This is a genomic window from Pseudomonas laurylsulfativorans (assembly GCF_002906155.1).
In the GTDB taxonomy this organism is placed as follows: domain Bacteria; phylum Pseudomonadota; class Gammaproteobacteria; order Pseudomonadales; family Pseudomonadaceae; genus Aquipseudomonas; species Aquipseudomonas laurylsulfativorans.
The window spans coordinates 585,890-600,713 of sequence record NZ_MUJK01000003.1 but is presented as its reverse complement, the minus strand read 5'-3'; the positions used below and the strand labels follow the sequence as shown (position 1 = coordinate 600,713).

The 14,824-nt window shown below is 53.7% G+C and carries 13 protein-coding genes and 1 pseudogene; 5 read left to right on the top strand and 9 right to left on the bottom strand.

Going from position 1 to position 14,824, the window contains the following annotated elements; genetic code table 11:
* Window positions 1–86: 86 nt before the first annotated feature.
* Together B0D71_RS13255 and B0D71_RS13250 are read left to right on the top strand one after the other, a co-directional pair.
* On the top strand, window positions 87–410 hold the full coding sequence (locus tag B0D71_RS13255) for a hypothetical protein (protein ID WP_223446339.1): 324 nt from the start codon (window positions 87–89) through the stop codon (window positions 408–410).
* Window positions 411–497: 87 nt separating this feature from the next.
* On the top strand, window positions 498–1,436 hold the full coding sequence (locus B0D71_RS13250; protein ID WP_103395140.1) for an ArdC family protein: 939 nt from the start codon (window positions 498–500) through the stop codon (window positions 1,434–1,436).
* Between the two features lie 86 nt (window positions 1,437–1,522).
* Here the strand turns inward: B0D71_RS13250 and B0D71_RS13245 are convergent, their stop codons facing one another.
* Window positions 1,523–1,888: a histone-like nucleoid-structuring protein, MvaT/MvaU family gene (locus B0D71_RS13245; RefSeq protein WP_103395139.1), complete on the bottom strand. Its 366-nt coding sequence runs from the start codon at window positions 1,886–1,888 to the stop codon at window positions 1,523–1,525.
* A 120-nt stretch (window positions 1,889–2,008) separates the two neighbouring features.
* Window positions 2,009–2,203 carry a DUF7740 domain-containing protein gene (locus B0D71_RS31815; protein ID WP_103395138.1) on the bottom strand — a complete coding sequence of 65 codons (195 nt, stop codon included), beginning with the start codon at window positions 2,201–2,203 and terminating at the stop codon, window positions 2,009–2,011.
* A gap of 223 nt (window positions 2,204–2,426) precedes the next feature.
* Between B0D71_RS31815 and mobH the strand changes: the two genes are divergently transcribed.
* Window positions 2,427–4,145, top strand: a complete 1,719-nt coding sequence (gene mobH / locus B0D71_RS13235) for a MobH family relaxase (protein ID WP_103395266.1) — start codon at window positions 2,427–2,429, stop codon at window positions 4,143–4,145.
* Between the two features lie 37 nt (window positions 4,146–4,182).
* Here mobH and B0D71_RS13230 read toward each other — a convergent pair.
* Window positions 4,183–4,548 (bottom strand): annotated as a pseudogene (locus tag B0D71_RS13230) (transposase); the annotation flags it as partial.
* On the opposite strand from B0D71_RS13230, the gene B0D71_RS13225 reads away from it, so the two are divergent.
* Complete coding sequence (locus B0D71_RS13225) at window positions 4,547–5,323, top strand: hypothetical protein (protein WP_103395137.1); 777 nt, start codon at window positions 4,547–4,549, stop codon at window positions 5,321–5,323. The pseudogene B0D71_RS13230 and the gene B0D71_RS13225 overlap by 2 nt on opposite strands.
* 255 nt (window positions 5,324–5,578) lie before the next feature.
* Here the strand turns inward: B0D71_RS13225 and B0D71_RS13220 are convergent, their stop codons facing one another.
* The 6 genes from B0D71_RS13220 to B0D71_RS13195 form a co-directional block, all read right to left on the bottom strand.
* Entirely contained in the window at window positions 5,579–7,252 is a 1,674-nt protein-coding gene (locus B0D71_RS13220) for an N-acetylmuramoyl-L-alanine amidase (protein ID WP_103395136.1), read from the bottom strand.
* 9 nt (window positions 7,253–7,261) lie between these two features.
* Complete coding sequence (locus B0D71_RS13215) at window positions 7,262–8,023, bottom strand: zinc metalloprotease (protein WP_103395135.1); 762 nt, start codon at window positions 8,021–8,023, stop codon at window positions 7,262–7,264.
* A gap of 2 nt (window positions 8,024–8,025) precedes the next feature.
* Window positions 8,026–9,213: a M23 family metallopeptidase gene (locus B0D71_RS13210; protein ID WP_103395134.1), complete on the bottom strand. Its 1,188-nt coding sequence runs from the start codon at window positions 9,211–9,213 to the stop codon at window positions 8,026–8,028.
* Window positions 9,214–9,644: 431 nt separating this feature from the next.
* A complete protein-coding gene (locus B0D71_RS13205) occupies window positions 9,645–10,859 on the bottom strand; it encodes a hypothetical protein (protein ID WP_133160934.1) in 1,215 nt (404 codons plus the stop codon).
* 720 nt (window positions 10,860–11,579) lie between these two features.
* Entirely contained in the window at window positions 11,580–11,909 is a 330-nt protein-coding gene (locus B0D71_RS13200) for a hypothetical protein (protein WP_133160933.1), read from the bottom strand.
* 28 nt (window positions 11,910–11,937) lie between these two features.
* Window positions 11,938–12,765 (bottom strand): hypothetical protein, encoded by an 828-nt coding sequence (locus B0D71_RS13195; RefSeq protein WP_103395131.1) that lies wholly within the window; start codon window positions 12,763–12,765, stop codon window positions 11,938–11,940.
* A gap of 796 nt (window positions 12,766–13,561) precedes the next feature.
* Here B0D71_RS13195 and B0D71_RS13190 point away from each other — a divergent pair.
* Window positions 13,562–14,383 (top strand): hypothetical protein, encoded by an 822-nt coding sequence (locus B0D71_RS13190; RefSeq protein WP_103395130.1) that lies wholly within the window; start codon window positions 13,562–13,564, stop codon window positions 14,381–14,383.
* Window positions 14,384–14,824 lie beyond the last annotated feature (441 nt).

Below are 14,824 nucleotides of genomic sequence, written 5' to 3'. Positions count from 1 at the left end.
CACAGACACTCCACGTCTCGCTGAGTGCAAAGCCCGCGCAAGATCCTCGCCAGAGGTGTCGTGGGATCAACCACCCGGAGGCTCCGATGTCCAGGATGAAACTCTTCTCGACTGCCGTTGTGCTGAGCCCTGGTGCGTGGCAACACGTCATCGACCCTGATGCAGGCAACGCCCCTGTTGGACATTCAGCACAGCGATTGGCAGCGCTGCTCAACAGCGCCCTGACTTTCGCCCCTCATGTCCTGCAGTTCCCAGTCGATCTGCCGTTCGATCACCCGCAGAGCGACGACACATCAGTAGTCGCTCACTCATCTCCATTACAGCTGGCTCGCATCACTCCACGCAGAGGCCCGACTTTTCTGCTTATCCGGCTGCCCAGTGAGATCGCTGTAGACATTGCCGCCATCTGACACCGCCAGCACATCGAATGCCCCCTCTACCCCACCGGGAACCCTTCCCGGCCGGGCAGCGTTCCCCCTTCATAACCGGAGAACGTCATGTCCGATATCTACCTGGACGTCACCAACAAAATCGTCAGCGCCCTGAGTCAAGGGGTTATCCCTTGGATCAAACCTTGGACAACCGCCAGCTCGAGTGCTGACTGCCCTTTCCCGATCAACGCCATCAGCCGACGGCCCTACGCCGGTATCAACATTCCGCTGCTGTGGGCCGAGGCACGCCTGCGTGGTTTCCGCCAGGATCGCTGGCTCACGTTCAACCAGGCACGCAAGGCCGGTGGCCATGTTCGCAAGGGTGAGCAATCAACCCTCGCGGTGCTGTACAAACCGATGAGCAAGGAGGCGCATGACGAGGACGGTCAGGTCGTTCGTGATGAACAGGGCAACATCAAAATGGTGCAATTCGCGCTACTGCGAACGCATTGCCTGTTCAACATCGAGCAGACCGAAGACTTGCCTGCCGAAGAGCAAATATACGATGAGTGTGACGACCAGCCGGCCTTCATTGATCATGCCCCAGCCGAGCAATTGCTGGTCGCGAGCGGGGCACGCATCGAGCATCGTTACGGAGATCAAGCGTTTTATCAGCCGGTGCGGGATCTCATCCAGCTGCCCATCAAGGGTCAATTCGAAGACGTCGGCAGCTACTACGCGACGGCCCTTCATGAGCTGACGCACTGGTCGGGTCACCTTTCACGTCTCAACCGCGATGGTATTACTGGCGGTCACGCATTTGGTTCCGCGGAGTACGCCTTCGAGGAGCTGGTAGCGGAAATGGGCGCCGCATTCCTCTGTGCGCTGACCGGCACCCAAGGTGAGTTACGGCACGAAGAGTACCTGGCGTCTTGGCTGAAGATACTCAAGGAGGATAAGCGTGCAATCTTCCGCGCCAGCGGCCAAGCACGGGAGGCCTCCGAGTACCTGCTAGCACTGCAGTCGGATCAAGGCACCGAGATGATAGAACGGCTAACGGCATGACTTCACTCAAGCAGCAAAAAGGCCCCAAAAGGGGCCTTTGTTTTGCCTGCAACGTCGGTCATCCGCCGTTGCGACTGGACGACCGATTACTGTAACCAGCTCTCGACAATGTCGGAGCCGTGCTCCAGCTTCCACTGCTTGAGGACTTTGTGATTGCCGCCTTTGGTTTCCACGACTTCACCGCTGTGCGGGTTCTTGTAGCGCTTGATCTCACGAGGCTTGCGCTGGACGCTACTGGAGGCGCCGGCGGCACTTACGCTCCCCCCCTTGGAAGGATCAAGAATGGTGATCACCTGGCGCAGGTTCATGCCGTACTCTTCCAGCAAGGCCTTGAGCTTTTGTTCAAACTCGATTTCCTGCTTCAACCCGGAATCGTTTTTCATCGCATCCAGTTGTTGAAGTTGCACGGCCAGTTGCGCTTCCAGCGCTTTGAATTCGGCAAGCTTAGACATGGGCTCTTCCTAGGTATGAAACAAGTGTGGGAATAGTATCTGAGACCCGCTCTTTAGCCGAGGTTTTGATCCTCTCTGCGGCTCGTCGGGTGTCCAGCTTTAACAGATCTGCCTGACTTTTCACTCTGCCAAGTATTGGCACAGGTGGCCAACAAGTTGCCAAGGTGCAGGGCTATTCCCAATTTTGAACAAGATATCGCGCTGACTACGTGGCAGCTGTTTCGCGCAACGCTTAGCAGCTGAGCGAATGGCAACGTCAGTCCCATGAATCCGGTCGACCAGTAACACGATCAACACTGCATCGGTAAGCGTCATCAGCCCCCCTGCTCCGAAAGATGATGCCGGCCAGTCTAATAGCTGTAAAAGGCAACGGCCATCCCGTTCGACCGACTAACTCGACGCTCCCGCCTTCGGATTTTCGCGTTCGCGAAAAGGACAAAGGCAGTAAAGGATAACGGCGCCAATGGAAGGGATTGCAAGGGTAAGAGGCTTATCCGAAAAGGCAAAAGGACCTCCCAGGTACAAAGCAGGTATTGCGATGATGCGCTGGTGGCTCAAACATGAAAAAGGCAACGCCGCTAGCCCCGCGCCAGCACTTGTCGCCGAAGGTTACTTCTTGCCTGAGTCATCAGAATCGCTCCTTGCCGCCGATCACCGGAAGCGGCTGCTCGAGCGCATCTGCCAATACACCGCCCTTTCCCAACCTCAGTTCGATCAGCTCTATCTAGATCCAATCCACCGCTACGCCAAGTATGTACAGCAACTACCTGCCAGCGAAAGCCATCATCATGCCTATCCGGGAGGCATGCTGGACCACGGTTTGGAGCTGATGGCCTGCAGCCTGAAACTGCGCCAGTCGTACCTGCTACCCAGCGGCGCCGCGCCCGAAGACCAGGCCGCGCAGACCGACGCCTGGAGCGCCGCCATCGCCTATGGCGCCCTGCTCCATGACATCGGCAAGATTGCCGTCGACCTGCAGGTGGAGTACCAGAATGGTGAGCTCTGGCATCCGTGGCACGGCCCCCTGAACAAGCCCTACCGCTTCCGCTACGTGACAGGGCGCGACTACCAGCTACATGCTGCGGCCGCTGGGCTGCTCTACACCCAAATACTGACGCCGCGCCTGCTCGACTGGCTCAGCGGTTACCCAACTCTATGGGGCAACCTGCTGTCGTTGCTGGCCAACCACTATGAATACGCCGCGACGCTGGGGGAGCTGGTGCTGCAAGCTGACCGGGTATCTACCGCACAGAACATCGGAGCCAATCCCACCAAGGCACTACAGGCGCCCACTCGGTCGCTTCAGCATCACCTGTTGACTGGCTTACGCCATCTGGTCAAGAACGAGTTCAAACTCAATCAGCCCGGGGCTGCTGGCTGGCTCACCGAAAATCATCTGTGGCTAGTCAGCAAGACCGCAACTGACAAACTTCGCGCTTACCTCCTGGCCCAGGCAGTAAATGGCATCCCCTCCTCCAACATTGCCATGTTCGATGAACTGCAATCGCACGGGTTGGTAGACACCACGCCAGAAGGCAAAGCGGTATGGAGCGCAACCGTGTCAGACGAAGGGTGGCAGCATCGCTTCACATTCTTGCGTCTCCAACCGAGCCTGATCTGGGCCGATGAAAGCCGGCCCCGATGCTTTGAAGGAACAGTTGAGCTCGTTGCTGACAATACCGTGCCGAGAGGTGAAGCTATCGAGTCGGCCTTGGATCGGCCACAAGCAACTTCGGCCAAGGAAACGCCAGAGCCCTTACCTCCGAACCATGACTTCGACTATCTCGATGACTTGATGGATATGTTGCAAGAGACGGTTGAGCACGAGGATGAATCGAGCGCTCAAGGACTGAAATCCTCAACTGCTTCACCCCGCGAGGCACCAGGGCTGGCCTTTGTCGACTGGCTACGCGAGGGGATCCAAAGCCATCGTCTGCTCGTCAACGACTGTAAGGCAAAGATTCACATAGTCGACGGCACGTTCTACCTGGTCACACCCGGCATTTTCCAGCTCTACGCTTCGGAGCACCCTGAGCTATCTGCAGGGGACGACAAGACCGATGCTTGGCGGCGCACTCAACGTCACTTTGAGCACTTAGGCGTACATCTCAAACGACCAAACGGGCAGAACATATGGACTTGCACAGTCCAGGGCCCTCGCCGGAAGGCTTCCCTCAATGGCTACATGTTGCAAAATGCTGAAACTCTTCTGAGCCCTGTCCCTACTGACAATCCTTTCCTCAATCTTACTTATTAACACCGCAAGGGCAGCCCCATGCGCACGTGGAGTGCCAGCGAAATAGTTCGCTGTCCCGAAAACGACCGTGTCGATTTTTGGAAAACGGCGAGTGGTTAGGGACTTCATCTTCTAGGCTCAACCGGCAGAACCGGCGATACGCCAGGCTCAAATGGGCCTCTTCGCACGACCGACGCTCTGAGCGAATGCCGTAGCAATAGCCCACGATCAGCATGCGGTTCATCAGCTCAGGATCAATCGACGGACGCCCAATCGGGCTGTAAAAATCGGCGAGGTAATGGCGCAAGTCGCTCAGATCGAGACACCGATCAATGCTGCGCAGAAGGTGATTGGCGGGGATGTGCTCTTCAAGGTTGAACGAGTAAAACAGCCGTTCTTGCCCACTCGATAACTGTCCCATCATGCTGCGTGCTTCCCTGCTGGCCAATGCAGAGATTTTGCCGCAGGCCAGACAGGGGAGCTACTTTTTCAACAGAATCGGCCAAAAGCAGTCATTCGTCACCGGTCGCTTTGCCACCTCGGAATCTGCCGCTCGTCACGCGCAGTCCGACGACTTCCTTGCCCGTCAGATGCTTGAAGACGGGTTTGCCCTCATCTACGCAAACTGCGATCTGTTCTTCACCTCTGCAGGGCAGACTCAGCGCTGGTTGATGGTCACCCGCCATACCGTGGGCGCAGTTGGCACCCTGGCAGCGTCGGTGATGGCCCTACACGGTGCCAGCAACAATGCCGTTGCCAATGTGGCTCTGGCTACCGGGCTCACGTTTTCTGGGCTGGATATCTACACCAAGAACTTCTTGTTCGCCGCAAAGAACGTCGATGCGGTACGCGAGCTGACCACCCATGCGTTGAACGTACACAGCGATGCCGCACGTGAGCAGACACCCCTGATCTATGCCAGCACCAGCGTCCACTTGTTGGACAACCAGAACATCTGCACACCCGCATCGATACTGGCCCTGGTGCGCCAAGCCATCAAGAAGGGGGACGTCAAACCCACGGTAGATCGCACCTATGAGCAACCGTTGGCAGCGAGGGCTGACGAGGCTGCACTTGCCGAGTTGGGCGCGTTGCTCAATCCACCGGGCACGCTCTCGGTCGATCAGGCGGGAGCCTTGTGGTGGCTCTACATGACGCCTACGACTGCAGCGCAAAAAAACAGATTGCCGGACTGCTGAATGATTTGCCGACCACCGGCAACCTCTTCGATACCAACCAGGTTTACCAGGCGGGATGGACGAAGGAGGCTCAAGTGCGACAAGCCTTGAGTAGGTTCAGCCCCGCAACCAAAAGCGCGTTCGCCAGTACTATCAAGAAACGCGAAGAAGACGCCAAGGCATTACACGGCGCTGCCGCCGATGCGTTTCAACTTGCCGGTCTCCGCCCCTATGGCTGCAGGACGGGTCAGTGTGGAAATCCGCTGATCAGGCTTATCAATACCGGCTGCCAACCGGCGCGCAGTCAGGCTCGCTTTTGCCCAGCACAGTGTTGCCGAACACCTCAATCGGGAAGGCCGGCCCGGGGTCAGCCTTGCGTTCGGGCAACACGTTGCAGTGCCCGGCGATAGCCTGAATCTTGTAATGTTTGGCGAGTTCGCCAGCAAGCGCCTGAGCAATCGCCAGTTGCGGACCGGTGAACCGCTGCCAATAGGTGGTCTCGAACGGGCCGTCGATAGCCTGCACATCGTCCGCTGAAACAACAGCACCGGTGTAGTCCTTGAACGTTTCCTGACCATCTTTGACCAACTGGCCCAAGTTGATGAAGTCGATCGAGACAGAGTAGCGATTGAGACCTTTGAACTCGCCCCATCGGGAGTCACGTCCGGCATGGCTGGCTGCACGGTTGGTTGGCACAAGCTGCACCACTGCACCATCGCGGTCGATCAGAAAATGCACCGAAGCCCCCATCGAACTGTCGAGCAGCGTTTCCACCGTCCGCTTCAAACTGCGGGTAAGCGTGCTATGCAGCACGATCAACTGTGGTTCGATACTGGCGCCAGCATTTTTTGTCGGCAGATAGTTGGAGATGCCGCCGCATTCAAGAATGCCATCCACCAGCTTCATGGAGCCGCCCAGACAGGCTGCCTGCGTGGCAACACTGATGGACACCAGGCTGCCGGCAATGGCAAGCCGGTCTTGCTGGGTATCTTTTTCCAACACTGCCAATGCAGCAGGTTTTATACCTTCGACCCTGGCTACTGGTAACGATGTCAGGAGTTGCACTTCTTGCAATGACGCAGATCGGCCCAAAAAGGTCTGCCACAGTTGCACCCTCTTCTCGCCATCAGACACCGCACGCAAGGCCACCAACTGTCCCAGCTCGGCATTCACGGCAACACTGTCTGCGACTGAACGTGGATCGGACGTAACCGCCGGCTCTTCCTGCAGCGGGCCAAGGTACGGTTCCAGGCGCTCGCGCACCCGTTTCAGGGAAGTGAAATGGGCGGCGCCCGAAACGAAGTCCAAGCCCCCCGTATGCAACCCCACCGTGTAACCACTTTCAGACAAGTAGGGGCCGCCGCTCATGCCGGGCAACGACAAGGCATTGGTCATTACCAGATCATTGACAGCGTGCACGCTCCTGACCATGCCCGCAGTGGTTGTGTCCAGCTCGTAGCCGTTGGGGTAACCGGCGATGTAGATGTCGTCCCACTGATGGAACTCCCGTGTGCGCAGCTCCAGAGTGGGATAGCCATTGGAGCGTTCATGCACTGGAACCAGGGCGAGGTCACGCCCCAACAGCCAGGCACAGTTGTCGTGTTCGAGCCGTTCGCCGCTGCGCTCCCTCTGATACAGCTTAATCTCGATGGAAAAGGGTACGCACTCCTTCTCCCCCTCATCTTCCAGCTCTCTGCCAAACACATGTGCCGATGTAAGGACATAGACACGATCGATCCCCTGCACCAGGAACCCACTGCCGACCGATGCGCCTGCATCCTGCGAAAAGATCTCGACCCTGACCATGGCGTTCATGCGCGCATCTGTCCAGAGTCGACGCCCTGGTTTGTCGGCGCTGACCACGAGAAAACTTACCATCACCAACAGTACACCCAGACGGCGTGCAGAGAGGCAGGCCCGACATACCGCCAACGCTCGCAGCAGCTTCATTGGGGCCCCTCATTGCGTCTGATAGAAGTGATTGACTGCGGCAATGTCCTCGGCACTCAGCCGAATCGGGCGGTCATAGATCGATTCGCAGTAGGTCATGATCGAGGCACGGTCATAGATGACGCTGAACTTGTTTGGGTGAATGCCTGTGTCATCACCCTCGTGGCCAAACGTCTCTCGGCACGCCTGCGGGGCGTCGTCGCGAAGGTGTTCGTGGAGAAAGCCTATGGCATGCATGAACTCATGCAAGGCAATCACTTCCAGGCACTTGCGTTTCTGGCCGCCACAGTAACTTTCATATGCACCGCCAAGCTTGAAGTCCAGCTGTACACGGGTTGGAAACTGCTGACGTTTCGGGTTTAAGGGGCCAGGGCTCCATTGCTTGCCCACATCGCTACGCGGCCGCCCTTCGGTGGCAGAAATGCGGATGCCCAGCGCCGCTGCACTGCACGTCGGCCAGCGTTTAGCCTGCACTGCAAAACCCTTGAAGCGAACAGCTGTCGGGTTTTCCAGGCGTTGCCTGATGATGTCCTCGACCCATTGCTTCTGCTCGGCAAACGGGGCGACATCCGCCTCCCAGCAGACGGGGATGGGTAAACCGCCCTTCCAGAGGCGGGCAAGATCGACATAGCTCTGTGGCTGCACCTTACGCATGGCCAGTATCTGCTTGTCGCTGGTCTCGGTACGCTCAGCGGCCTGCACCATGCCCAGCACCAGCGACAGGGGTATCGCGCACAGTGCCGCAGCAGGGGCGCTGGGGCGGCAATCCATGGTCAGTTCCCCTTTTCATAAGCGACAACCAACGACTGGTAAGGTGGGACATGCACCCACCCCTTGCCCGACAAGTTCTGCAGCATTTCGAAATGCAGATGCACCGTGGTCGAAGTGTCGCCAAAATCATTGGACACTAGGCCCAGATGATCACCTCGATTGACAGCCTGGCCAACCTTCACCGCCAGCTTGGACATCTGCATGTGCAGATAGCGATAGCGGGTGCCCTTGGCTTGCAGCGTGACGGTGTAAGTACCGATATCCGAGATCACGCCATCTTCGGCTGCCACGACCCAGTATTTGCCCCTGGCCCAGTCCACAGGACGTATATCGACACCTTGATGCCCCTTACCTGCAGGGCAAATGGGCGTCGCCCGAGAACGCGACTCGCAGAACGTGTCTCGCCAAGGGTACGTGTAGTTTGCCCCATCTCGCCATGAACCCTTGGCGCCGTGTGAGCCCCCCACCCCCCAGACCTGCGAATTGAGATAAGCCGGGGGGCGCTCGATAGGGAACCGCATCCCGGGCGCACGGTTGAGCATCGATGCAACGCCCTGGCCACTGCCAGACACAAGCTCGCCTGCAGGTCTGTAGGTGAAGTTCGGATCGAAAGGCTTGGCCGGCGGTAAAGGCGCCGCGGCCCCAGACTGCGCCTGGGGTTCTCCCTTGGCGCCCCCTAGAAACACGGCACTGTCGACAAGTGATGTGACGAAGCGACCGTCCGCGCAGCGCGTGTCAGCCTGCGAACGACATTCCACACTGGCCAGATAAGTAGCGCCTGCACGCACAGTGGTAGCCAGAGCGTTTTGTTCTGCCAGGGTGACTTGCGTCGCAACGTCGGGTTGCTCTGCGGAAATCGGGGGCTTCCCTGGAAGATCGGTAACTATCCGAGTGCCGCTGAATACCAGCTCGGCACCATTGCTGCTGCTCGAGAAGGTGTAGCTGGTCGGCTGTGCTACGAGTTGCAGGTCTTTCTCGACGAGAAACGACTTGGGTATCAGCACAGGCAAATAGACCTTGCCGACCTGTGCCAGGCGCGGGTCGGGTAACGGGGCCGCCGCTCCCGTGTAATTCGCAGGCCAGGTCACGCTAGCCACCCGCAAGGCCACCTGATCCTCGTCGGCCATGGCAAATGCTGGTAACACAGGGGAAGCGCACACCAAAACCCAAGCAACAGTCGATACCTTCATAACGACACTCCACAATATGACTGGTATGAGGAGGGCGTCCCACTGCACTACGACGAGGCGCGCTGATCTTCGATGGAGCGTAGCTCAACCGGATCGGGAATTTGTCAGCACACCGACTTTAGGCTTTGTACGAAAAGTGCCTGCGCGACGATTATGCTGCGTTGAAAACAGGCTCGGAATGCTCATTTATAACCCGTAAAATCGAGCGCGACTCAGACCGTTCCTTGCCTGTTTTCGCCTTGCCTGATCGCCGCTCGGCGACTTTTCGTACAAACCCTAGGCAAAACGCGCCTGCTCACCAAACGTATCGGCTTGGTCCCATTCTCCCTAACACTGGTCGGACACTAATCTGTTGTGGTCGGTCCTGGGAATTCCGAACCGGAGCCAGCGGATATTTGTGTTGCGACAACAGACGCAACAGACCCATGGGCTCATGTACCAATACAACTAACCCCTTCAAGACGTTGGCTGCTGGCTTTCTTGAAGGCGGTATTGAGAAGGTGATCTCTCACCTCCGGCCATTCCTTTCCCGTATCAACAGCATCCAGAAGCCAAGCACCGACACTGACCGGATCATTCTCGTATTTGTGAACGCCTGTGCGGGAATAATCCAATAGCCACTGAGGGTAAAGATCTAGTTTGGTGTGATTCTCTTTTCCATTTTTTTCTTTAACTTGATCATTGTAGTTATATACCTCGATTAATGTTGCATATTGTTTTCCGTTAACCGCCTCTTCAACTCGGCAGGTGTGGGCTGGAGAAAACGAGTCTTGCAACACGTGAAAAATACTTCCAAGTGCGACATCAGGGACCATTTTTTTTCGTCGTTCATCTTGAAAATCGACTCGTGAAAATAGTGTGCGAACAGTTACATATCTATCATCTTTAAGGCAAAGGTTGGCAACTATGGATGGCAGGCGTAGTTTTGCAAGATCTTCTGAGGTGAGCTTGGCGTCAAATGCGATTTTAAGTGTCGCAACCTTATACGCATATTCAATCCACTCAAGTGATTTTCCAAGAGTATCGTCTATACGATCAGTTGTCGTATCTGCTTTAACAGCTTCCGACATGAAGTGCAGATGCTGGAGTGCACCAAAGTGTGTATTCCACCCAAGGCTTTGGGCTCGAGGGACTTTACAATATTCGACGCCGCCTGGGTAATGCGACTGGGTAGGCCCATCGAAAAACTTGGCAAACGCTTTACTCCCCGTATATAGATCACCCCCTTCCCCCCACAACAACATAAGCGGGTCATCATTCCACCAAGAGCCATAAATTAGATCGGAGGTGCTGTGAAGTCTTTCAGGGTTTCTTATATACCAGTCATTTTGCGTTCTTCTATATTCATTTTTTTGTTTTGCGATTGAATGAGTCGCTGATAGAACCTGAGCGGTCCTAATAAAACCGTGTCCTCGATATTCATCAATGGCAAAATTGGTAAGATGCTCATGGACGGCCAAACCCGTTTTCTGGGGGAATAAAGCGCATTGGTTATACAGATTGATCGGAACCTGCCCGAGTTCTCCGGGTTTATAGGTCAAAATGCGTAAGCATGGGCTGATTTGAAATCCCCATGTGCTGGACGGTGCCAGAAGAAAGAGGAGCATTGTAGTAAGAAAAAATGGCTTGATTCGAGCTGTCCCCATAACTGACTCCTAAATAGGCTAATCGGAAAGGATTGCCGACTACAGTCTAACTTCGAGGTTAGCTGGACCTGCAGAAGTCTGCTTGAAAATTGTGAAGATCTCTCTGCGAGGTTAGTGGGTAACGCCTTAGTTAAGCATGCGACCTCACCAAGTGGCCGATGCTGTTGTAGATGACATAATCGTTTATTTCATTCCGCCCCGGTCAGCTCGAATGCCTACTATTCAACGCTTTTCTCGCTGCCTGGCAACAGCAAGGCCAGAACGTGGACAACCCTGCACAGTGAGCTTGGAAAAATCCTACTGCGACGCCATTCAGATCGCCACCTGCAAATTGGACGTGCACATCTATCAGCGATCGCCTGGTAGATATGTCTATGACGCCTTTACGGTGTTCCTGAATCCAACATCGATACAATGTTCCGTAATGCTTATCCCTCGACATCTATCACTATTCAGGCGCATCGATGGCAGTTTTCACTTCGCCACGCTTGATCAGTCAGAACTGTTAGCCAGTGTTGTATGACACCCCTCCACAAGTGAGTAGTGCCAACGGGCATGCAGGAATGACAATTCGTGGAGAGTGCGGCAACGATTCGTTGCCGCGTTTGAGGACTGTTGGCAGTCCGCTTGGGGTGGTTTTCTGCCCCTCGTGGCCGGCAGAAATCGGCCAGAACCGGTCGGATAGAAACGTCCGAAAAAGCTGGACCGATTCACAGCATACTAAGTACCATTCCACTCCGCCTCCCTGCCACAAGCCTCACCAATCCTTTTTGCGACATAATTGAGTAGACCGCGAACATAATCATCCTGGCCCTCAAAACCTGTGTCTTCAAATAGCTCTTCATCTTGCTCATAGAAATCAAAATAACATTCGACCTCAGCCTCTCCGAAGATGAATCTCGCCTCCCCACCAAAAAGTTTTATGTTGACAACCGTTTGATTCGAGGAGACAGCTGGACAATAGTTTTCTGGAAACAAATCAGACATACAAACTGAGCGCGGGAAGTCGAAATCCTCACCATCCGACATAATTATATAGGCACGTTCCACTTTCCTACCCCCTCACCAAAATATGGTTTCATTTGAACCTTTCTATCGCCCTAGCAATGTAGGCAACGTCTCTTCCCGGTAAACCTCGCTCATCCTCAAGGAGCTTTACACCTTGCTTATGGACCTGAAATACAGACTTAGCAATATTAGACCATTTAAACCTAACCAAATCCTCAGCCACGGAAACCGTAGTAGTTACTAACACTTCAAAAACACCCATTTCATTTTTTAGCTTATGAAGGCTCATGCTTTGATTATATTCATTCAATAAATTTTTTAGCTCATCCGTCACCTCATAATTTTTTAAGCCATTCTTACCTACTTTGTTTATCCACTGTTTCAGAGACCAAAATTTGTCCCTTGCGTCTTTGTCACTTCTAAAATCTGCGATAGCTTCCCATGGAGTTACATCTGTCGGCACTGGAAAGGATCTTATTGTAAGACGAATAACTGCATCCCTATCAGCTTCTGAGTCGATGTCAAGGTCTTCAAATGGACTCATTATTGGTACGGCATCAATCCCCTTTTTTCTCAACAAATAAGCATTGAACCTCTCATGCGTGACTTGGCTGACTCCGAGAGTATTTCTCGCATGCTGAATTGCTTCCGCGCTTGGCCTTAGCTCGTTACTTGCCTGAAGCCCAGACAATAAAGTAAGCATCTCGGATTTCAAAAGCCAATTTATGTCGGTCGTGGCGTCTTTAATTATTTTTCTATCTTCCAAGCTCATCCCCGCTGCTCCCCAGTCTAACGCAAGACTATCAAACATCAACAGCAACTGCTTCGGGTATCCCTGCGTTGCAAATGCACTAGGGGGTACAACACCAACGAACTGGCCAACATAATTTTTGTTCATTATTGTTCAGCCTCACACCTCATATACTTAAAAAGCTCTTTCTTACCGACACCCTTATCGCTGGATAGCGCCAAACATGACTAAAAGTTTCGCAACCTTTATTGTTTGAAATTAACATCTTCTTACTCCCACATTGAATCAAGAATAACGAAGGTCATTCCACAACAATGATTTCCTTAAGGTAATTTAATAGCTTAGGCGGTATTTTAGGAGGTGCCAGTCACTGATCACAATTTTGTTAGCTGGAACATTTAGCTTATATTCACCCTGACAACCCGCAGGAGGCGCCCTTTGAGTTCGTAGATGCTCCGTGAACGCCTGCATTGGCTCCAAGCTGTATGAATCACGCAGCCACTGTTGATGCATGCGTTCCTACGCGAAATCTACTGACGATCAGCTGCTCAGCAGACCTGAAATTTTCCTAGGGGCACAACTTTTCGAGTGATCCCGCTCAGGAGTATGATCTAAAACATTTTTACACAGCCTCAGCCGGGTGACGCCGGTCGCCCTAGTCGGCAGCTCCAAAGGTCCTTAGAAAGAATTTTAACGTCTACAAGGGTATAAAGTCCTGGGACTGAATTCGGCAGCGATCGGAAATTAGCCGACATTTTGACTCAACGGAAAAACCAGCCAGAAGCTCGCGCTCATCCTAAGACTGCTTAAAGCACGAATCTGACGGCACGTAGGTTGGATTCACATCGTGCCTGCTTTAACCTGCCGCTTATCAATGGGGAGATAGCAAAAATTGACTTTGGTAATTTCAGGCCACTCGCTCCAAAAAAGTGGATTTTCGAGGATGAAAAGCACCTCTTGCGATGGGATATTTTTTGTAGCTGATAGCAATATCACTCAACAAGGAAGTGTATTAGTCAGCGGTTTCAAAAAAGTGATAGAGACTCCTGTTCGAGTCGCCGGGCTGAATTTCCTCGATGATTGGTTCAATGGTTATTTGGGATATCGCTACGAAGGCGGATGTGCGATAGCCTTTGCAGGAAGCACATTGGTCGCTCAACACATCTTGAACTCTATAAAGAACCACCTATCCGACCTAAAGCCTACATATCTTGATGGTAAATACCAGCTGGCCATGCCTTGCGAGACTAAAAAATTTCTCAATGGCTATTACGACACGGACATGTTTTTGAGCCACGACCTGGGTGTAAACCACTTACTGACAGCGGCGTTTATTGCGTCTGTCGTCAAACACTCAGTTGAATCCGTTTTAATCCAGGCTAAAAAACATGACAGTATGAAGCAGTTTTTCGAGGCATACCGGGCTGATTTCATTCTGGGTGTTTGTTGCCCGGAAACTCGGAATTATCATATCTATCAATACGAAATACTCCCGAGCGCGGTTGAAGGCGCAGTGGTTTTCATGGAAGAAATTCCTCAAGGTAGAGTCGCTGTTATTGGAATGAGAGCATTTCATGAGGAGGACGCTAACACGGCTTTTGCTGAGGCCGTTGCACTAGGAAAGCGTACTGCTGAGACTATGTACGAATTCTTGATTGCTGCCATCCAAGCACAGAATGAAATAGGTGTGCAGGATATTGGCATGCCGGCGTTCATGTACAAGCAGCGAGGCATACGTCTAGAGCTAGAGAGTCGCTCGGGATAAAGCTAGGGGCGGTTATTGCAGTTAGCCGCTGGCCGCTATGGGTCGATTCTGTTGAAAAAGTCGGTTCGTCCAGACTGCCCCCATAATGACCGCTGAAAACGTCTTTTTTGCGCGTCTCTATGCGAAATCTGAGCCCCGAATCCTCTGCTCGAAGTGACGATTTCAATCTCAAGCGCATACTTTTCTACCGTGGAAACCATGGCCGACTTTTTCAACAGAATCGGTCGATAAATGCCGTTCGCAAGTGGCTGTTTTGGGTCGTTCACTGCCGATCATGGCCATGCAGCATTCTAACGAATGTGAGGCAAATGACTGCTCAGGTTGAATGCAAATGGGTTCACATTGCGCAAAACCATTTTGAGGGGTGTGATGCGGATGCTCGAATCAGTCGGGCCTAGCTGTGCCGAGCCGGATGTAGGAGTTTAACTCTGAATAAGCAGC